Genomic DNA, 19,460 nt, shown 5'->3' on the forward strand with positions numbered 1-19,460 from the left:
GAAATCATCGATATAACGTGAAGCGGGGATTCGTCCACGACGAGTTCGTCACAACGGAATATTGCTTGGATCAGGAAGAACCGCAGCACGAGAAGATCAGGTTCAGGCGTGACGAGATCACCGACCTGGCTAGGCTTCCGTCCGCGTGCAGCGTGCCGCCGCTCGGCCGGGCAGCGGTGCGGCGGCGTTTCCGCTCCCTCGGCCGGATGTTTGCCGGACTTTGCGCGCTCGTGCTTCTGGCGGCGGCGGGCGTCTATGTCCTCGGCGCCTCCGGTATCGGCACGGAGCGCCTCCGGACCGAGGCGGAGACCGCCATCGAGAAGCTGGCCGGCGTCGATGTCCACGTCACCGTCGGCGCGGCGCGGCTGACGCTCGATGGGTCGAGCTTCGTCGCCCTGCAGGTGAACGATGTCAGCCTGAAGACGGCCGACGGCAAGCCGATGGCCGATATCGGGCGCGTGCGTTTCGGCATGCGCCTGCTGCCGCTGCTTTCCGGCGATGTCAGGCTGACCAGCGCCAGATTTTCCGACGCCCGCATCGTGGTGGCCGCCATGCCCTCCGGCGGCGGCGACTGGACGGCGGCGCTGCGCAACGAGGACGGGCTTGTCGACCCGGAGAAAGTGTCGGCGGCGGTGTTTTCAGGCGTCAATGACGCGCTGGATGCCGTGCGTGAGGACTCGATGCGCCAGATCGATCTGCGCAATGTCGAGTTCGAACTGCCGGACACCGGACCGGTCAAGCGCATGACCGTCGCCTCGGCGACCGTCGCTCAGACCGGTACGGGAAGCATGCAGGCCTCCTATGATGCCGTTGTCGATGGCCGGCGCGCGACCTTGACCGCCTCGGCGACGCGTGATGCGACGGCAAGGCGCATTTCGTCGCTGGACGCCAACCTCGAGATAGAAGGCGCCCCCGCCGAGGGCAGTTCGACCGAGGTCGCCCCGGCGGCCGATGGCGCCAGACTGGGTTCGATCGCGTTGAAGCTTTCCGGCTCGGAAGCGTCGGGCGACAGCCCATCGCGCCTGGCGGCTTCGCTCTCGCTCGACGGTTCGGTGCTCGACCTGGACGAACGCGGGCTGTTGCCGACCGATGTCGATGCCGATGCCACGCTGGTGGCCGGTTCGAACAAGATCTCGGTCGACCGGCTGCGGATCAGGAGCGGCCGCTCCAGCTTCGACCTCGCCGGATCGATCGGGCCGAAGCCGGCAGTGGCGGGGGAGGAGCCCGCCTACCGCTATGACCTCACCAGCGACGGTTCGACGCTGGCGCCTTCGGAATCGCCGGAACCGGCGCTTCAGTTCCTGGCCCGTATCGCCGGAGTCTACCAGCCCAAGAGCCGCAAGCTCGTCGCCGAGCAGATCGGCGTGCGCTCCGGCGGATCGGGCGAGGTGCTGGGCGCGGCCACTGTCGCCTTCATCGACAACGGCCCGCCAGGCGTATCGCTGTCGCTCAACGTGCACGACATGCCGGTCTCGCATGTCAAGCAATTATGGCCGTGGTTCTCGGCCCGCAATGCGCGGCTTTGGGTGTTGGGGAATCTGTTCGGCGGCACGGTGACCGACGCCAATCTGCAGTTCCAGGTCGTGCCGGGGCGCCTGGGCAACGGCGTGCCGCTTACCGGCGACGAAGTGTTCGGCCGTTTCCAGATCGAGGGATCGCGCTTCGATACCGCCGGGCGCATCCCGCCGGTCCGCGACGCCGCCGGCGTCGTCGCGTTCCACGGCAACGATGTCGACATCACGCTTTCCTCGGGCAGCGTCTATATGCCGAGCGGCCGCACCGTGGCGGCAAGCGGCGGCACGTTGACGATCAAGAACGCGAACCTGCCGATTGTGGTCGGCAAGCTCGACATCGACGTCGCGGGTGAGGCGCCGGCGATCGCCGAGCTCGCCTCCTACGAGCCGATCAATGCCATGCGCCATGTCGGACTGGCGCCGGAAGACCTGTCCGGCACCCTCACCGGCCACGTCAGGGCGGACATTCCCCTGACAAGGGGCATGGACACCTCGACGCTCGATTGGCTGGTTTCGCTCGACTATCAAAACCTGTCGCTGGCCAAGCCGTTCGAGGACCAGACGGTGACCGACGCCGATGGCTCAATCACCGTCGGACCAAAGCAGGCGGTGATTTCCGCGGAGGCCAAGCTCAACGGTATTCCAGCCGAACTCGATCTGATCGAGCCGCTTGCCGACGACGGGCCGGCGCGAAGACGCAAGGTTACACTGGTCCTCGACGACAAGACGCGCAATGCCAGCATGCCCGGCCTGTCGGACCTGCTTTCGGGAACCATCAAGGTGGCGATCGACAAGAGCGGCGAGGGCGCCCAGCAGGTTTCGGCGGACCTGACCAACGCCAGGCTCGACATTCCCTGGGCAGGCTGGAGCAAGGGCGCCGGCATTCCCGCCAAGGTCGCTTTCGACATGGCGAAGTCCGGCAGCACCACCACATTGACGGATTTCGATCTCGGCGGAAAAAGCTTCTCGATCGATGGCAATGTGACGCTGGTCAACGGCTCGCTGTCCGCGGCCCGCTTCAGCAAAGTCGCGTTGAACAGAGGCGACGACGTTGCCGTTTCGGTCAAGCGTTCCGGCAAGAGCTACGCTGTCGATGTCAGCGGCGCGTCGCTCGACGCCCGCTCGCTGATCAAGCAGTTCACCTCGGATGTCGATACCGCCACGAAGGGCGCCGGCAACGGTGCGATCTCGGTGAGCGCCGATGTGGCATCGCTGGCCGGTTTCCATGACGAAGTGCTCTCCAACCTCAAGCTCGAATACAGCGCCGCCGGATCGCGCGTGAACGGGCTCAACGTCACGGCCGCGGCAAGCTCCGGCGCCGCGATCGCGATCAACAACACCACCAGCGAGGGCGGCCGCTCGCTTCGGGTCAAGTCGGCCGATGCCGGCGCGATCCTGCGTTTCCTCAACGTTTACGAGCATATGGAAGGCGGCGCGATCACGCTGTCGCTCTCGGGCGCCGGCGACGGGCCGATGAAGGGGCAGGTGGATGCCAGCAATTTCTATGTGGTCAACGAGCCCAAGCTGGCTTCGATCGTGTCGACAACGCCGGCCGGCGATACACGCAGCCTGAACGAAGCCGTCAAAGGCAACATCGATACATCGAGGGTGCAGTTCGAGCGCGGCTTTGCCGAGATCGACAAGGGTTCCGGCTATCTGAAACTGGCGAACGGCCTGCTGCGCGGCCCGCGCATCGGCACGACCTTCCAGGGCACGCTCTACGACCCGAACAACAACATGGACATGACCGGGACCTTCATGCCGGTCTATGGTCTCAATCGCATCTTCGGCGAGCTGCCGTTGTTCGGGCCGCTGCTCGGCAACGGACGCGACCGCGGACTGATCGGCGTCACCTATCGGCTGCGCGGCAACGCAAACAAGCCGACGCTCAACATCAATCCGCTATCGGTTGTGGCGCCAGGCATATTCCGCTCGATCTTCGAGTATCGTTGAGACCAAACTCAACCGGCTCAGCCATCGAGATCGATCGGAGGCTCGTTCGCCTGGGCCGAATTCACGACCATGAACCTTGCTAGCCATTGCTGTCGCGATTGCTCGCTCGATTCGCGACGCTCTCGTCAAAATTCCGCAGCAATACGCTTGTCGCGGCCGCAATCGCACGCCTGACGTCCGACTCGGTGGTGCGCGCGTTAACCACGCTGACCCGCATGGCGCGACGGTTGCGCCAGGTTGTACTCGAGAAGAAGGCTTCGCCGGTCTCGTTGATCCTTCGAATTGTCTCGTCCGTGAAAGCGTCGTTTTCCTCGGGTGACGCTCCCGGTCGGCCGAACCGGACCAGGCCCTGATTAAGTGTGGGCCGTGCAAGTATCTGCGCACCCGGCAGTTCGCCAATCCCGTCGACGATGTCGGCGCAATGCATGCAACAGCGGTCGACCAGAGCCTCTACGCCGCTGCGGCCGAGTTCCCTCAGCGCGGCGTAAACGGGAATCCCGCGCGCGCGGCGGGAGTATTCCGGGTTCCAGTCCGACTGGTCGCGCGCTGTGGATGTCGGCGCGACGTATGACGCGCTCGATGTCATCGCCGCGCGATGCGCCGTGCGATCCCGGATTATGGCAATGCCGCAATCGAACGGAACGTTCAGCCATTTATGAGCATCGGTCGCCCAGCTGTCCGCCAATTCCACGCCGTCGAGCCGATCGCGATATGTGCGGCTTGCACGTGCGAACAGGCCGAAGGCGCCATCGATGTGAACCCACGCGTTGGCGGAATGTGCCAGCGGGATCAATTCCTTGAATGGATCGCATGCGCCGATGTTCAGGTCAGCGGCGTTGAGCACGAGGACGGTAGGTCTGGAGTCACTCGAAAGCGCTCTGTCGAGTGCGGCAGCAGGGACGCGCCCATCCTCATCGGTTTGCAACATTTCAAGGGCGTTGCGGCCGATGCCCAGGAAGCGCACCGCACGGTCTATGGTGACGTGCCGTTGGTCGCTGGTCAGCACGCGTATCGCGGGCGCACCAAACAGTCCGTCATCCTCGACGTTCCAGCCGGCGCGCTCAAGCAGCCCGAACCGCGCCGCGGCAAGGCCCGTGACATGCGCCATCTGGCAACCGCTGGTGAACGCGAAAGAAGCGTCACGTGGTAGGTCGAGCAACTCCTTGATCCATTCTCCGGCGATCTCTTCGATCACTGCTGAAGCAGGACTGGCGGAATAAAGCGCGGCGTTCTGGTCCCATGTGGCGACGAGCCAGTCTGCCGCCAGCGCGGATTCCAGTCCACCGCCAAACACCCAGGCAAAAAAACGTCCGCCCGCATTGCCGTGCATTCCGGGGGCGGCGTCCCTTGCCAGTGTCCGCACGACTTCCTCCGCGCTTAGGCCATGCGCAGGCAAGGGACCGCCAAAAGATCGCCGGAGCTCCGGCAGGGCCGCCGTGGCTCCAACTGGCCGGGTATCCAACCCCCTGATCCATTCACCTGCCGCCTGGCAAGCAAGTTCTAGCGCGGCGCTCATGACCTGGGCCCTTTCGACGAGCTGGAGACCCAAAAGGAGGTTTGGCCCTCGCGGATTACTTTCATCGATCCCGATTGCTTCGACAAACGAATGAGTGCCAGATTGCGACGGTTCGAATGACATGTCCCGAAAGCAGCCTGAAAAAGCGCTGAAACAGTTCTGAGAATAATGAGCATCTAGGTGAACGACTTGCACTCGCCGATTTACCGCTTCGCCGGGTTTGCACTAGATCTCGGTAACGGGCTCTTGCGCGGAGAGGAGGGCGAGGTCGCGTTGCGGCCGAAATCAATGGAGCTGCTAGGCTATCTGATCCGCAACGCCGGGCGCGTCGTGCCCAAGAATGAGTTGATGAATTCTGCCTGGCCCGACGTCACTGTCACAGAAGACTCGCTGACCCAATGCATTTCCGACATAAGGCGCAGCCTTGGCGACAAGGAGCAAAAGCTGATCAGGACGGTGCCGCGCCGGGGCTATCTGTTCACGGAGGAAGTGCTGCACGTCGAGATCGGTCGCAGACGGGAACTCACAGAAGGTGAGCTGCCGCTGGCGGAACGCCAAACACAATTGGATCAACTCCACCGACTACTATCAGACGCAGCACAGAAGCGTGGACGCGTGATTGCGTTGCTGGGCGAGTCCGGAGCGGGAAAGACCTCCCTTGTGGAGGCATTTGCGGCCAGCGTTGCAAGCCATACCCGGATCCTGCGTAGTTCTTGCGAAAATCTGTCCGTTCCCGATCCTCTTGGTCCGCTGCATGATCTCGCACGCGAGGCTGGTTGGACGATCCCTTCTGGCACGGGCCAACGATTGGTCATCTTTTCAAGAGCGTTGGAGGTCTTCGACACTGGTCCGCAACCAACTTTGCTGGTCGTTGAAGATGTTCATTGGGCAGATGATGCGACGCTCGACTTCATACGATTTTTCGGACGCCGAATTCGTAGTACCGGAGCTCTGCTGCTGCTGACGGTTCGCAATGATGATAGTGAAGGACAGAGACGTCTTCGTCGCGCCTTGAGCGACATCCCGGTGAACAATGTCGTGCGCATTGACGTGCCGCTGCTGACCGAAGCGGGAGTAGCTGCGCTTGCCAACAAACTGGGACAGAACGGGCAGTCCATCTACCTCGCTACCGGTGGCAACGCCTTTTTCGTGACGGAATTGCTTCGCGCCGGGCCCAGTCAAACTCTTCCGCCGAGCGTTTCGGATGCCGTCTTAGCACGAGCCGAGCATCTGTCGCCCAAAGCACGGACCCTACTCGACGTGGTCTCGGTTTTTCCACGCAGTGCCGATGTTGAGATCATGGAGGAAATCTGCGGACCTGGCACTCTCGGTTTGCTTGTTGAATGTGTTGCTGCCGGGATTCTGTTGCAGATCGGCGAAGACTATCCATTCAGACATGACATTGCGCGTCGAGCGATTGAACTTGCCTTGCCACCGCCAGTTAAGCGTGGCCTCAATTTCAGAGTGCTTACAGCTTTAAAAGCGATAGGGAACGCTTCGATGGCGCGCCTGGTGCACCATGCTGTCGAGGCGCATGACCTCAAAGCAACGCGCGAGTTTGCGCCACGGGCCGCCGAGCAGGCCGCTCGGCTGGGCGCGCATCACGAGGCGGTGGGACATTACCAAACAGCGTTGCAGCAAGCTGATGCATTCAACCCAGAGCAGCGCGCTGAAATTTATGACAAATATGCCTTCGAGTGCCATCTGGTTGGTCGGATTAACGATGCTATCGAAGCATGCCAGAAGGCCCGCAGCCTTCATCAGGCAAAAATGGACGTGTTGAAAGAGGGGGACAGTCTTCGTTGGCTTTCAAGATACAGTTATCTTCTTGGCGAGCGCGAAGCAGCTGAGGAACACGGCGCGAAAGCCATTGCTCTGCTCAGCACCCGGCCCCCAGGGTCTGAATTGGCCATGGCTCTGTCCAATCTTTCGCAACTTTCGATGTTGGCTGATCGGGTTGACGATACGCTACGGCACGGCGAGGAGGCGATCTCGCTTGCGGAAAGATTAGGCCGCCCTGATATCGCGTGCCACGCGCTCAACAACATTGGAACGGTTGAAAGATGGGTAAATGCCGACGGAGCTCGGCAGGAACTCGATCACAGCCTTGAAATTGCACTCGACCAAGACTTGCCGGAAGAAGCGGCACGGGCATTTATAAATCGCGCTTGCGTCGATATCGACTTGCTTCGCCTTCCTGAAGCAAGGACGTTTTTGGATAGAGGTATCGAATATTGCCTCGAACGCGAACTAGACACCTGGGTCAACTACATGCGGGGCTGGTTGGCTGAGTTGCTTGTGCGCCAGGGGCAATGGGACGAGGCAGCAGAATTGGCGTTGCCGGTGGTTAACAGCGAAAATGCCACCCCCTTCGTCCGCCACCCCGCAATGGTAGCATTGGCTCGGGTATGGACGCGGCGTGGTGACTCCTCGAGCGTTCCGTTGATAGCGCGGCTTCGCCAACACCTGGACAAGGGGCTGGAACTGCAACGTTTCGCGCCCTACGCCATCTTGCAGGCGGAGCGTGCCTGGCTAGGACAAGTAGACGCCGGAGAGGCTCTGTATTTCCTTGAGCGTGCGGAGGCAATGATGCCGAGCCGTGCCATCCATGGCGAGCTGTTCTTCTGGCAACAAATGATTTTCGGCAAGAAAATCGCCGACGCTTCAGACATGGCTCCTGCTTATTGCGCGTACTTTGCTGGCAATTGGCGTCGCGCGGCAGACATGTGGAGTGACATAGGCCTCCCATTCGAGCGTGCTCTCGCGCTGCTTGGGGGCGACGGATCGGCACAACGTGAGGCGCTGACGATCTTCGAAGCCCTTGGGGCAAGGCCGTTCACGGAGCTGGTCCGTAACAGGATGCGCACCGCATAATGGCTTTCCCCGATGATGGGCCCTGGTCAGACCGGCCGCACCAGCACGTGCTTCTTCTTGCCGAGCGAAAGCTTCACGACACCTTCCGGACCGAGATCCTGAAGCGTGACGACGTGCCGGTCGTCGGTCAGCGGCTGGTCGTTGACGCGCACGGCGCCGCCCTGGATATGCCGGCGCGCTTCGCCGTTCGAGCCGGCCAGCCCGGCGCTCACGAACAGCGCCAGGATGCCAATCCCGGCTTCGAGGTCCGATTTGGCTACCTCGACGCTGGGCAGCGTGTCGGCGAGCGCGCCTTCCTCGAAGGTCTTGCGCGCGGTCTCGCTCGCGGTCTCGGCGGCTTCGCGGCCGTGCAGCATGGCGGTGATCTCGGTGGCGAGGATTTTCTTCGCTTCGTTGATCTCCGAGCCGCCGAGCTTCGCCAGCCGCGCCACCTCGTCCAGGGGCAGCGTGGTGTAGAGCTTCAGGAAGCGCCCGACATCGGCGTCCTCGGTGTTGCGCCAGTACTGCCAGAACTCGTAGGGGCTCAGCATGTCGCCATCGAGCCAGATCGCGCCGGAAGCCGACTTGCCCATCTTGGCGCCGGACGAGGTGGTGAGCAGCGGGGTGGTCATGGCGAAGAGCTGCACACCCTCCATGCGGTGGCCGAGATCGATGCCGTTGACGATGTTGCCCCACTGGTCCGAGCCGCCCATCTGCAGCCGGCAGCCGACGCGCTTGTAGAGTTCGACGAAGTCGTAGGCCTGCAGGATCATGTAGTTGAATTCGAGGAAGGACAGCGACTGCTCGCGGTCGAGCCTCAGCTTCACGCTATCGAAGGCGAGCATGCGGTTGACGGAAAAATGCCGGCCGACATCGCGCAGGAAGTTGACGTAGTTGATCTGCATCAGCCAGTCGGCATTGTTGACCATGACCGCGTCGCCCGGGCCGTTGCCGAACTTCAGGTAAGGCGCGAAATTGCGGCGGATGCCGACGAGGTTGTCATCGATGTCCTGCGGGGTCAAAAGCTTGCGCGCCTCGTCCTTGAAGGACGGGTCGCCGATCATCGAGGTGCCGCCGCCCATCAGCGCGATCGGCCGATGGCCAGTCTGCTGCAGCCAGTGCAGCATCATGATCTGGATCAGCGACCCGGCATGCAGGCTTTTGGCGGTGGCATCGAAGCCGATATAGGCGCTCACCGTTTCCTTGGCGAAAAGCTGGTCGAGGGCGGATTCATCCGAAATCTGGTGGATGAAGCCGCGCTCGCTCATGATGCGCAGGAAATCGGATTTGAAGACGGACATTTTTTCTTCCTGGAGATCGCCGGGCGCTTGGCCATGCTTGATATGAAGGCGCGCGTTTAGCATCCAACCGCGGACAGCAAAAGTGGAATCCGGTTTTGCGTCCGATCAGCGCGGCGGCGCCGTCCTTGCTTCACCCTTTTTGCTGGCGTAATGAAGCGCCGCGCAAAACAAGCGCGCCGCGACGGGGCCATCCCGCAGTTTCAGATCGGAAAAGCTCCCGCGATGAACAGGAACTACCTCTTCCTCTTTCTGTTCAGCATCGTCATGACCGTCAGTGGGCTGGCCAGCCTGCCGCCGGTGGACCGCGATGAATCCCGCTTCGTCCAGGCGACGAAGCAGATGGTCGAGACGGGCGACTATGTCGACATCCGCCTGCAGGATGTCACGCGCTACAAAAAGCCGATCGGCATCTACTGGCTGCAATCGGCGGCGGTCGCGTTGAGCGGCGAGGGGGCCGCGGCGCCGATCTGGGTCTATCGCCTGGTCTCGATGCTGGGCATCGCGCTGGCCGTCGTCGGCGTCGGCTGGACCGGGACAAAACTCTTCGGCGCCAATGCCGGACTGGCCGCCGGCCTGATGATGGCGGCGATCTTCGCCACCGCCTTCGAGGGGCGCGACGCCAAGACCGACGCGATGCTGCTCGCATGCTGCGTGGCGGCGCAAGGCGCGCTGGCACAGGTCTATTGGGCGGCAAAGCGCAACGAGCCGGTACACGGGCATCTGCCCTGGATCTTCTGGATTGCGCAGGGGCTCGGCATCCTCATCAAGGGACCTGTCTCGCCGCTCTTGTCCCTGCTCACGGCCGCGGCGCTTATTGCCTTCGACCGCGACTGGCGCTGGCTGCTCAAGATGAAGCTGGTGCGCGGCGTCCTGATCGTGCTCGTGATCGTGCTGCCATGGATCGTCCTCATCAGCTGGAAGAGCGGCGGTGCCTTCTTCCAGGAAGCGGTCGGCAAGGACATGTTGAACAAGGTGGCGCAAGGCGAGGAATCGCACGGCCTGCCGCCCGGCTTCTACATGCTGACCTATTCGCTGTTCATGTGGCCCTTCGGGCTGATCGCGGTCGGCGCCGGGCTGCAGGCCATCAACCGTTTTTGGGACGATCCGCGCCTGCGCTTCTGCCTCGCCTGGTACATTCCGTTCTGGCTGGTGTTCGAGGCGATCCCGACCAAGCTGCCGCATTATGTGATGCCGGCCTATCCAGGCATGGCGCTTTTGATCGGCTGGCTGCTCACCTTGCCGGCGGACCAGGCCAACGCGCCGCTCAAGCGCTGGCAGACATGGCTTTGGTGGGCGACCGCCTTCGGCCTTGCCGTTGTCGCGATCGGTTTGGCCGTGGTCTGCGTCGGCGCGCCGCTCTATCTGGCCAAGACCTTTTCCTGGTGGAGCATTCCGGCGGCGATCGCCGCTCTGGTCACCGGCTATCTTGCCTTCCCGCGGCAATTGCAGGTGCCACTTGGCCGCATCGCCGCGATCGCGGTCGGCGCCGGCATCACCTTCAGCCTACTGTTCGGCGTCATCGCGCCGTCGCTGAAGCCGATCTGGCTCAGCCCCGCCGTCAAGGCCGCCGTCGACGCCAACCGCCTTTGCGACACCACCGTGCTTGCCTCGGCGAAGTTCCAGGAGCCGAGCCTGGTCTTCCTGGTCGGCACCAAGACCGTGCTCACCGACGTCGAGGGCGTGGCGCGGCATCTGCTGGCCGATCCGTCCTGCGCGCTTGGGCTGGCGCCGATCAAGGACGAGCAGAAGCTTGCCGATGTGCTGACCGCCCAGGGCAAGTCGGCGAAGCGGCTGACCGAGATCGTCGGCATCAACTATTCGTCAGGAGACAGACTGTCGCTGGGGCTTTATCGGGTGGCGCCGTGAACAATAGCGTCGGATATCGAATGTCCCTATGAGCACGCGCTAAAGCCATGTCCGCCGCGCCCCTTGCCCTTTACCGCCGCTCGCTCGGCAATTTCCGCGACACGATGTCGATCGTGAGGCGGCGCTTTGCCGTGCGCCCGGCGCGTTATCCTCGAATTTTGTGGGGTGTCTGGCTGCTGGCCTGGCTGCTGCTCATCGTGGCGGCTTTCCTGCGCCTTGACGCCAGCGCCGGCGAGATGCGCGGCGAATGGTCGCCCGGCTTCGCGCGCTTCACCGATTTCTTCACGCAATTCGGCCTGGGCGGCTGGTATCTCATTCCGGCAGCGCTCTGCCTCGTCGCCGCCAACCTGACGGACTGGCGTCGCCTGTCCAGGGACGGGCGGATGCTTGTCTATAACTGGACGTGTTTCGCCTTCCTGGTGCTTTGCGCGGTCGGCCTGTCCGGCCTTGCCGTCAACGTGCTGAAATACAGCATCGGCCGGGCCCGGCCGCTTTACTTCGACAGCTTCGGCGTGCTGTCGCTGCATCCTTTCGTTATGGACGCGCGCTTTGCCGGCTTTCCGTCCGGCCATGCCACGACGATGGGCGCGGTGTTCGGTATCCTGTTGCTGCTGTTCCCGCGGCGTTGGACTGTCGCGCTGGCGGTCACGGCCTGCATCGCCTCGACACGCGTCTTCGTCGGCGCGCACTATCCAAGCGACACGGTTGCGGGTTTCGGCCTCGGGCTGGCGTTTGCGGTGGTCTCGGGGCTGGTGTTCGCCCGGCTCGGCTTCATCTTCGGCCAGACGAGCTCGAAGCTGCCCGTGCGCAAGCGGACATTCCGGCTGAAGCCGTCCAACGCGCCAAGAGGCAGGGTTTCGATGGCCGGCCCGGCTGAGGACGGCCAGATAAGCGTCGACCAAACGCAGACCCATTAGGCGCCCGGATTGGGCAGCCAGCGTGCCTAGCGCAGGCGCTTCGGCCTCGGATCGGCCAGCTCGCCCGCCAGTCGTCGGTCGAGATAGTCGGCACATTCGTGGATGAGCAGTTCGGAATCGTTGGCGAAGAAGTGGTTGGCGCCAGGAATCGTCTTCTGCGTGATGGTGATGCCCTTCTGGGTGTGCAGCTTGTCGACCAGCCCCTGCACGTCCTTCGGCGGCGCCACCTTGTCGGCATCGCCATGGATGATAAGGCCGGACGACGGGCAGGGCGCCAGGAACGAGAAATCATAAGTGTTGGGCTGCGGCGCGACCGAGATGAAACCTTCGATCTCCGGCCGGCGCATCAAAAGCTGCATGCCGATCCACGACCCGAAGGAATAGCCAGCGACCCAGCAGCTCTTGGAATCCGGATGCAGCGACTGCACCCAGTCGAGCGCGGCGGCGGCGTCCGACAATTCGCCGGTGCCATGGTCGAACTCGCCCTGGCTGCGGCCGATGCCGCGGAAATTGAAGCGCAGCGTGGTGAAATCGCGCTTCTGGAACATGTAGAAGAGGTCGTAGACGATCTTGTTGTTCATCGTGCCGCCGAATTGCGGGTGGGGGTGAAGCACGATGGCGATCGGGGCGCTCTTTTCCTTCGAGGGCTGATAGCGTCCCTCCAGGCGACCGGCCGGACCGGCGAAAATGACCTCAGGCATAAAATACTCCACGTGGCATATGAATGCGCTAGCCCGGAACTCTTCTGGCCCCAACTCTCCCGGGGTCCCACACCTTCTGTGGCCTTGACGCCGGGCAAGCGTCTTCCTAGAAGCTAGTTTAGAATTGTTCAAAACTGGGAGGCCGAAACCCGATGGTTCGGCCGCCCGCGCCGCAAGCCGGGTAAATAGGACGGCTTGCCTTGCAATTTCAAGGAAATAACGCGCTATCCTCGTGGGATAGTTGGCGAAAGGACGAACTGAGCGAAAATGGCCGCAACCCGCGCCTATCTCGACTACAACGCCAGCGCGCCGCTCATTGCGGAAGCGCGGGCGGCGATGGTCGCCGCGCTCGATGCCGCCAACCCGTCATCCGTCCACACCGAAGGCCGTGTGGCGCGGCGGCTTGTCGAGGACGCGCGCCGCGACGTGGCGCGGCTGGTCGGCGCCAGGCCAGAGCATGTCGTCTTCACCTCCGGCGCCACCGAAGCGGCCTCGACGCTGCTTGGGCCCGACTGGCAGATGGGGCGCGGCTCGGTGCGCATGAGCCACCTCTATGTCTCTGCGGCCGACCATCCCTGCGTTCTGAATGGCGGGCGGTTTGCGCCTGCGCAGGTGACGAAGATCGGCGTCGACCGGAACGGCATTGCCGATCTCGAGGCGCTTTCTGCCGCGCTTGTCGCGCATGACAAGGCCGCCGGCCTGCCGCTGGTGGCGATCCACGCCGCCAACAACGAGACCGGCGTCGTCCAGCCGGTCGGACGCATCGGCGAGATCGTCAAGGCCGCGGGCGGGGTGCTGGTTGTCGACGCCGTGCAGGCCGCCGGGCGGATTCCGCTCGATATGTCAATTCCTTATGCCGATTATCTGATCCTGTCCTCGCACAAGATCGGCGGCCCGAAGGGCGTCGGCGCGATCGTGGCCGCATCCGACCTGATGATGCCGCGCCCGCTGATCAATGGCGGCGGCCAGGAGAAGAGCCACCGCGGCGGCACGGAAAACGTCGCCGGGATAGCCGGTTTCGGCGCCGCGGCGCGTGTCGCGCTGGCCAGTCTCGCCGACATGGACGCCATCGCGAGCCGGCGCGACGAGATCGAGGCGATCGTGCGCGACCTCGCGCCGGACGCGGAAATCTTCGGAAATGGCGCTCCCAGGCTTGCCAACACGACATTCTTCGCTATTCCCGGCGTCAAGGCCGAAACGGCGCAGATCGCTTTCGATCTCGCCGGCGTCGCGCTGTCTGCGGGTTCAGCCTGCTCGTCGGGAAAGGTCGGGCCAAGCCATGTGCTCAAGGCGATGTGCCATGGCGACAGCCTGGGCGCGCTGCGGGTCTCGATCGGTCGGGCCACCGGCGCCGAGGATATCGCGGCGTTTCGGGCGGCACTGGCCGGCATCGTCGCCCGCCGCGCGGGCAAGGAAGAAGCCGCCTGACGCGGCTAAGCATCGGAGCGGGAACCAGCTTGCGGTTCCCTGATTTCCGCTGCTCGAAAACGAATTCAGGCTTTAGGGCCTGGTAGAGCCGTGCGTTTTGTCCTGGCCGGGTGAATTTCCGGCCGATACGCACTATATGGAACTTACTCCGCTGCGAGTCCCTCCCTGGGACGCGATTTCGGCGGTGCCATAGTTTGAAAACTGCCGGGCCTTGACCCCGGCGTGGATGGAGAACGCTTATGCCTGCTGTGCAGGAGACGATCGATCGGGTTCGAAAGATCGACGTCGACCAGTATAAATACGGATTCCAGACAGAGATCGAGATGGACAAGGCCCCCAAGGGCCTGAGCGAAGACATCATTCGCTTCATCTCGGCCAAGAAGGATGAGCCGGACTGGATGCTCGAATGGCGTCTGGGGGCGTATCGCCGCTGGCTGACGCTGGAAGAGCCGACTTGGGCGCGCGTCCACTATCCGAAGATCGATTTCCAGGACATCCACTACTATGCCGCGCCGAAGAGCACGCCGGGACCGAAGTCGCTGAGCGAGGTCGATCCCGAATTGCTCAAGGTCTACGAGAAGCTCGGCATCCCGCTCAAGGAGCAGGAGATCCTGGCCGGCGTGCAGAAGACCGCAGCTGTCGACGCGGAAGAAGACGAGGTTGGCGACAACGTCTACAAGTCCGGCCGCGTCGCGGTCGATGCCGTGTTCGATTCCGTTTCGGTTGTCACCACCTTCAAGAAGGAGCTGGCGCAGGCCGGCGTCATCTTCTGCTCGATCTCGGAAGCGATCCGCGAGCATCCGGAACTGGTCAAGAAGTATCTGGGTTCGGTCGTGCCGACCTCGGACAATTTCTACGCGACGCTGAATTCGGCGGTATTCACCGACGGCTCGTTCGTCTTCGTGCCCAAGGGCGTGCGCTGCCCGATGGAGCTGTCGACCTATTTCCGCATCAACGAGAAGAACACAGGCCAGTTCGAGCGCACGCTGATCATCGCCGAGGAGGGGGCTTATGTCTCGTATCTCGAGGGCTGCACGGCGCCGCAGCGCGACGAGAACCAGCTGCATGCGGCGGTGGTCGAGCTGATCGCGCTCGACGATGCCGAGATCAAATATTCGACTGTGCAGAACTGGTACCCCGGCGACGCCGAGGGCAAGGGCGGCATCTACAATTTCGTCACCAAGCGCGGCGACTGCCGCGGCGACCGTTCGAAGATCTCGTGGACGCAGGTCGAGACCGGTTCGGCGATCACCTGGAAATATCCGAGCTGCATCCTGCGCGGCGACGATTCCTCCGGCGAGTTCTATTCGATCGCGGTGTCGAACGGTTATCAGCAGGTCGATAGCGGCACCAAGATGATCCATCTCGGCAAGAACACGTCGAGCCGCATCATCTCCAAGGGCATCGCCGCCGGCTTCTCGCAGAACACCTATCGCGGCCAGGTCTCGGCGCACCGCAAGGCGGCCAATGCGCGCAATTTCACCAATTGCGATTCGCTCCTGATCGGCGACCAGTGCGGCGCGCACACCGTGCCTTACATGGAAGCCAAGAATTCGACGGCGCAGTTCGAGCACGAGGCGACGACGTCGAAAATCTCCGAGGACCAGAAGTTCTACGTCATGCAGCGCGGCATCCCCGAAGAAGAGGCGATCGCGCTGATCGTCAACGGCTTCGTCAAGGACGTCATCCAGCAGCTGCCGATGGAGTTTGCCGTCGAGGCGCAGAAGCTGATCGGCATCAGCCTCGAAGGCAGTGTCGGATGAGCGCAGAGAAATGGTTCAGGCCGAAGCGCCTCGGCTATGGCGCGACGCCCGACAACTGGAAGGGCTGGGCTTTCGTGGTCGCCTGGATCCTGATCGCTGTCGCGCTATCGATAGGTTTGATCGATCTCGGAGTCCCGGCTTGGCTGATCATTCTCATTGTCGTTGCCCTGACGGGCGCGACAATCCCGCTCATCAAGGCCAAGACGGACGGCGACTGGCGCTGGCGTTGGCATTGAATTTGAACGGACAAATTTTGGAACGGAACGAAAATGCTTGAGATCAAGAACCTTCACGCCCGCATCGTCGACGATGGCACCGAGATCATCCGCGGTCTTAATCTCTCGGTGAAAGCCGGCGAGGTCGCCGCCATCATGGGCCCGAACGGCTCGGGCAAATCGACGCTGTCCTACATCCTCGCCGGCCGCGAGGACTACGAGGTCACCGAAGGCGACATCCTCTATAACGGCCAGTCGATCCTCGAAATGGATCCGGCCGAGCGCGCCACCGCCGGCATCTTCCTCGCCTTCCAGTATCCGATGGAGATACCGGGCGTCGCCACCATGGAATTCCTGAAGGTCGCGATGAACGAGCAGCGCAAGGCGCGCGGCGAGGAGCCGCTGAAGGTGCCGGAATTCCTGAAGCGCGTGAAGGAGGCGGCGGCCTCGCTCAGCATGGATATGAACATGCTGAAGCGGCCGCTCAATGTCGGCTTCTCGGGCGGCGAGAAGAAGCGCGCCGAGATCCTGCAGATGAAGCTGCTGGAACCGAAGCTCTGCGTGCTCGACGAGACCGATTCCGGTCTCGACATCGACGCGCTGAAGATCGTCTCGGACGGCGTCAACGCGCTGCGTTCGCCGGAGCGCGCCATCGTCGTCATCACCCACTACCAGCGCCTGCTCGAGCACATCGTGCCGGACTCCGTGCACGTGCTCTACAAGGGCCAGGTCATCAAGTCGGGCGACAAGTCGCTGGCGCTCGATCTCGAGGCCAACGGCTATGCCGGCGTGATCGGCGAAGCGGCGTGAGATGGCAGTCGAGGCAAGAGCCATGAACATGCATGCACAGCCCCAGCGGACCTTGGCCGAGACGGCGCTGATCGACGCCTTCGGCGAACGGCTATCGCTGCTGCCCGGCGACGGCGCGGTGATGGTCAAGCGCGACGACGCGATCGAGGCGATCAAGCACGGTCTGCCGACGCGCCGCGTCGAATCCTGGCATTATACGGACCTGCGCCGGCTGCTCACTTCGGTGCCGGCGTTCGAGACCGACGCCGTCGTCAAGGCGCTGGCGCCGATCCTTGAAGGCTCGGCGGTGCTGCCGGTGCTGAACGGCGTCTCGCAGTCGAAGCTGCAGGAGATCGAAGGCGTCGCGGTGCAGCGCCTGTCGGAGAAACTGACCGACGGCAGCGTGGCTCCAGGACTGGACCCCTACGGCAGCGACGACGCCATCGGTGCGCTCAACACCGCCTTCGTCGCCGACGGCTTATTCGTCGATATCGCCGACGGTGTGGAACTGGAAAAGCCGGTCGAATTGCAGAACCTGCAGGCCGGCGGGCAGTCGCATGTGCGGCTCTTGGCGCGTGTCGGCGCCGGCGCCAAGGCGATTGTCGTCGAGCGCCAGACGGGCGAGGGCGACGAGGCGCTCGTCTCTTCGGTCAGCCAGCTCGTGGTCGGCGACGGCGCGGAAGTGACCTGGTTGATCGTGCAGGAGCAGCCCGATACGGCCACGCATCTCGCCCAGTTCAAGGCGCATATCGGCAAGGACGCCAAGCTGACGCTGTTCGTGATGAACGCCGGCGGCAAGCTCGTTCGCCAGGAGATCGTGGTCAGGACGACGGGCGAAGGCGCGGACTTCAAATTGCGCGGCATCAACCTTCTGGCCGGCGACACCCATACCGACACCACCATGGTGCTCGACCACGCCGTGCCGCACACGACCTCGACGGAAGTGATCCGCAATGTCGTGACCGGCAAGGCGCGCGGCGTCTTCCAGGGCCGCATCAATGTGCATCAATACGCGCAGAAGACCAACGCCAAGATGGCCTGCAACACGCTGCTTCTGTCGGACGACGGCGAGTTCTCGACCAAGCCGGAGCTGGAGATCTTCGCCGACGACGTCGTCTGCGGCCATGGCGCGACGGTCACCGAGATCGACCACAACCACCTGTTCTACCTGATGGCTCGCGGCATCGACGAGAAGTCGGCGCGGGGCCTTCTGGTGAAGGCATTCGTGGCCGAAGTGATCGAGGAACTGGACGACGAGGCGCTGGTCGAAGCGCTGGAAGCGCGGCTCGACGGCTGGTTTTTGACGCACGGGTAGCGCCTACCTTCTCCCCTTGTGGGAGAAGGTGGCCGAGCGAAGCTCGGTCGGAAGGATCGCGGCTTCGGCCGACAAGGACTTCGAAATGGACCAGAAGATCGAAACCACCCCATATGACGTCGAGGCGATCCGCCGCGATTTCCCGATCCTGTCGCGCCAGGTCTACGGCAAGCCGCTGGTCTATCTCGACAATGGCGCCTCGGCGCAGAAGCCGCAGGTGGTGCTCGACACCATCCAGCACGCCTATTCCCAGGAATACGCCAACGTCCATCGCGGTCTGCATTTCCTCTCCAATGCCGCGACCGATGCCTATGAGAATGCGCGCAAGTCGGTGCAGCGGTTTCTCAATGCGCCGAGCACCGACAACATCGTCTTCACCTCCAACACCACCTCGGCGATCAACACGGTCGCCTATGGCTGGGGCATGCCCCGGATTGGCGAGGGTGACGAGATCGTGCTTTCGATCATGGAGCACCACTCCAACATCGTGCCGTGGCATTTCATCCGCGAGCGGCAGGGCGCCAAGCTGATCTGGGTGCCGGTCGACGATCTCGGCGCCTTCCATATCGAGGAATTCGAAAGACGGCTGACCGACCGTACCAAGCTCGTCGCCATCACCCAGATGTCGAATGCGCTGGGCACGGTGACGCCGATCAAGGAGATCGTGCGCGTCGCGCATGCGCGTGGAATTCCGGTCCTCGTCGACGGCAGCCAGAGCGCCGTCCACATGCCGATCGACGTGCAGGATCTCGACTGCGATTTCTTCGTCTTCACCGGACACAAGGTCTACGGCCCTTCCGGAATCGGCGTGCTCTACGGCAAGAAGGACAGGCTGGAAGAGATGCGCCCCTTCATGGGCGGCGGCGAGATGATCGAGGAAGTGACGGAGGACATCGTCACCTATAACGAGCCGCCGCATCGCTTCGAGGCCGGCACCCCACCGATCGTGCAGGCGATCGGTCTGGGCGCGGCGCTCGATTACATGGAGAAGGTTGGCCGCGAGCGCATCGCCGCGCACGAGGCGGACCTCAAGACTTACGCGCATGAGCGGCTGCGCGCGATCAACTCGCTGCGCATCTTCGGCGACGCGCCTGGCAAAGGCGCCATCATCTCGTTCGAATTGCAGGGCATCCATGCGCATGACGTGTCGATGGTGATCGACCGGCAAGGCGTCGCCGTCCGTGCCGGCACGCATTGCGCCCAGCCTCTGTTGAAACGCTTCGGCGTAACCTCCACATGCAGGGCATCGTTCGGCATGTATAATACCAGGGCCGAAGTGGACGCCTTGGCCGAGGCGCTTGAAAAGGCGCGAAAGTTCTTCGCGTGACG

General features: G+C 63.0%; 13 protein-coding genes. 10 read left to right on the forward strand and 3 right to left on the reverse strand.

Annotation, left to right across the window (positions count from 1 at the left end):
• Window positions 1-65: 65 nt before the first annotated feature.
• Window positions 66-3,467: a DUF3971 domain-containing protein gene (locus FJ418_RS28535; protein WP_140871412.1), complete on the forward strand. Its 3,402-nt coding sequence runs from the start codon at window positions 66-68 to the stop codon at window positions 3,465-3,467.
• A gap of 79 nt (window positions 3,468-3,546) precedes the next feature.
• Here the strand turns inward: FJ418_RS28535 and FJ418_RS28540 are convergent, their stop codons facing one another.
• Window positions 3,547-4,983, reverse strand: a complete 1,437-nt coding sequence (locus FJ418_RS28540) for an aminotransferase class V-fold PLP-dependent enzyme (protein WP_140871415.1) — start codon at window positions 4,981-4,983, stop codon at window positions 3,547-3,549.
• Between the two features lie 180 nt (window positions 4,984-5,163).
• Between FJ418_RS28540 and FJ418_RS28545 the strand changes: the two genes are divergently transcribed.
• A complete protein-coding gene (locus FJ418_RS28545) occupies window positions 5,164-7,857 on the forward strand; it encodes an AAA family ATPase (protein ID WP_140871418.1) in 2,694 nt (897 codons plus the stop codon).
• A 26-nt stretch (window positions 7,858-7,883) separates the two neighbouring features.
• On the opposite strand, the gene tyrS is transcribed toward FJ418_RS28545, so the two are convergent.
• Window positions 7,884-9,137: a tyrosine--tRNA ligase gene (tyrS, locus tag FJ418_RS28550; protein WP_140871421.1), complete on the reverse strand. Its 1,254-nt coding sequence runs from the start codon at window positions 9,135-9,137 to the stop codon at window positions 7,884-7,886.
• A gap of 222 nt (window positions 9,138-9,359) precedes the next feature.
• Here tyrS and FJ418_RS28555 point away from each other — a divergent pair, with 222 nt between their 5' ends.
• Both FJ418_RS28555 and FJ418_RS28560 read left to right on the forward strand, forming a co-directional pair.
• On the forward strand, window positions 9,360-11,003 hold the full coding sequence (locus FJ418_RS28555; protein ID WP_140871423.1) for a glycosyltransferase family 39 protein: 1,644 nt from the start codon (window positions 9,360-9,362) through the stop codon (window positions 11,001-11,003).
• 47 nt (window positions 11,004-11,050) lie between these two features.
• Window positions 11,051-11,920 (forward strand): phosphatase PAP2 family protein, encoded by an 870-nt coding sequence (locus FJ418_RS28560; RefSeq protein ID WP_181167128.1) that lies wholly within the window; start codon window positions 11,051-11,053, stop codon window positions 11,918-11,920.
• A gap of 26 nt (window positions 11,921-11,946) precedes the next feature.
• On the opposite strand, the gene FJ418_RS28565 is transcribed toward FJ418_RS28560, so the two are convergent.
• The gene (locus tag FJ418_RS28565) at window positions 11,947-12,621 is read right to left on the reverse strand and encodes an alpha/beta hydrolase (RefSeq protein ID WP_140647795.1); all 675 of its coding nucleotides are present in this window, start codon (window positions 12,619-12,621) and stop codon (window positions 11,947-11,949) included.
• 267 nt (window positions 12,622-12,888) lie between these two features.
• Here FJ418_RS28565 and FJ418_RS28570 point away from each other — a divergent pair, with 267 nt between their 5' ends.
• The 6 genes from FJ418_RS28570 to FJ418_RS28595 all read left to right on the forward strand — a co-directional run bounded on the left by FJ418_RS28570 (window position 12,889) and on the right by FJ418_RS28595 (window position 19,458).
• Entirely contained in the window at window positions 12,889-14,049 is a 1,161-nt protein-coding gene (locus FJ418_RS28570; protein ID WP_140871426.1) for a cysteine desulfurase family protein, read from the forward strand.
• Window positions 14,050-14,288: 239 nt separating this feature from the next.
• Window positions 14,289-15,812, forward strand: a complete 1,524-nt coding sequence (gene sufB / locus FJ418_RS28575) for a Fe-S cluster assembly protein SufB (protein WP_140647793.1) — start codon at window positions 14,289-14,291, stop codon at window positions 15,810-15,812.
• Window positions 15,809-16,048: a hypothetical protein gene (locus FJ418_RS28580; RefSeq protein ID WP_140647792.1), complete on the forward strand. Its 240-nt coding sequence runs from the start codon at window positions 15,809-15,811 to the stop codon at window positions 16,046-16,048. The genes sufB and FJ418_RS28580 overlap by 4 nt, the downstream gene beginning before the upstream one ends.
• Window positions 16,049-16,081: 33 nt before the next feature.
• Window positions 16,082-16,837, forward strand: coding sequence for a Fe-S cluster assembly ATPase SufC (gene sufC, locus FJ418_RS28585; protein WP_140871429.1), 756 nt, complete (start codon window positions 16,082-16,084; stop codon window positions 16,835-16,837).
• 22 nt (window positions 16,838-16,859) lie between these two features.
• Window positions 16,860-18,131 carry a Fe-S cluster assembly protein SufD gene (gene sufD, locus FJ418_RS28590; protein ID WP_140783291.1) on the forward strand — a complete coding sequence of 424 codons (1,272 nt, stop codon included), beginning with the start codon at window positions 16,860-16,862 and terminating at the stop codon, window positions 18,129-18,131.
• 85 nt (window positions 18,132-18,216) lie between these two features.
• On the forward strand, window positions 18,217-19,458 hold the full coding sequence (locus FJ418_RS28595; protein ID WP_140871432.1) for a cysteine desulfurase: 1,242 nt from the start codon (window positions 18,217-18,219) through the stop codon (window positions 19,456-19,458).
• The last annotated feature ends 2 nt before the right edge of the window (window positions 19,459-19,460 follow it).

The sequence above is a fragment of the Mesorhizobium sp. B2-8-3 genome, assembly GCF_006440815.1.
In the GTDB taxonomy this organism is placed as follows: Bacteria; Pseudomonadota; Alphaproteobacteria; order Rhizobiales; family Rhizobiaceae; genus Mesorhizobium.

Bases quoted from the DNA above. Each gene is read 5' to 3' on its own strand.
- FJ418_RS28540 (WP_140871415.1), bottom strand. From the start codon at position 4,983: ATGAGCGCCGCGCTAGAACTTGCTTGCCAGGCGGCAGGTGAATGGATC.
- tyrS (WP_140871421.1), bottom strand. From the start codon at position 9,137: ATGTCCGTCTTCAAATCCGATTTCCTGCGCATCATGAGCGAGCGCGGC.
- FJ418_RS28555 (WP_140871423.1), top strand. From the start codon at position 9,360: ATGAACAGGAACTACCTCTTCCTCTTTCTGTTCAGCATCGTCATGACC.
- FJ418_RS28560 (WP_181167128.1), top strand. From the start codon at position 11,051: ATGTCCGCCGCGCCCCTTGCCCTTTACCGCCGCTCGCTCGGCAATTTC.
- FJ418_RS28565 (WP_140647795.1), bottom strand. From the start codon at position 12,621: ATGCCTGAGGTCATTTTCGCCGGTCCGGCCGGTCGCCTGGAGGGACGC.
- FJ418_RS28570 (WP_140871426.1), top strand. From the start codon at position 12,889: ATGGCCGCAACCCGCGCCTATCTCGACTACAACGCCAGCGCGCCGCTC.
- sufB (WP_140647793.1), top strand. From the start codon at position 14,289: ATGCCTGCTGTGCAGGAGACGATCGATCGGGTTCGAAAGATCGACGTC.
- FJ418_RS28580 (WP_140647792.1), top strand. From the start codon at position 15,809: ATGAGCGCAGAGAAATGGTTCAGGCCGAAGCGCCTCGGCTATGGCGCG.
- sufC (WP_140871429.1), top strand. From the start codon at position 16,082: ATGCTTGAGATCAAGAACCTTCACGCCCGCATCGTCGACGATGGCACC.
- sufD (WP_140783291.1), top strand. From the start codon at position 16,860: ATGAACATGCATGCACAGCCCCAGCGGACCTTGGCCGAGACGGCGCTG.
- FJ418_RS28595 (WP_140871432.1), top strand. From the start codon at position 18,217: ATGGACCAGAAGATCGAAACCACCCCATATGACGTCGAGGCGATCCGC.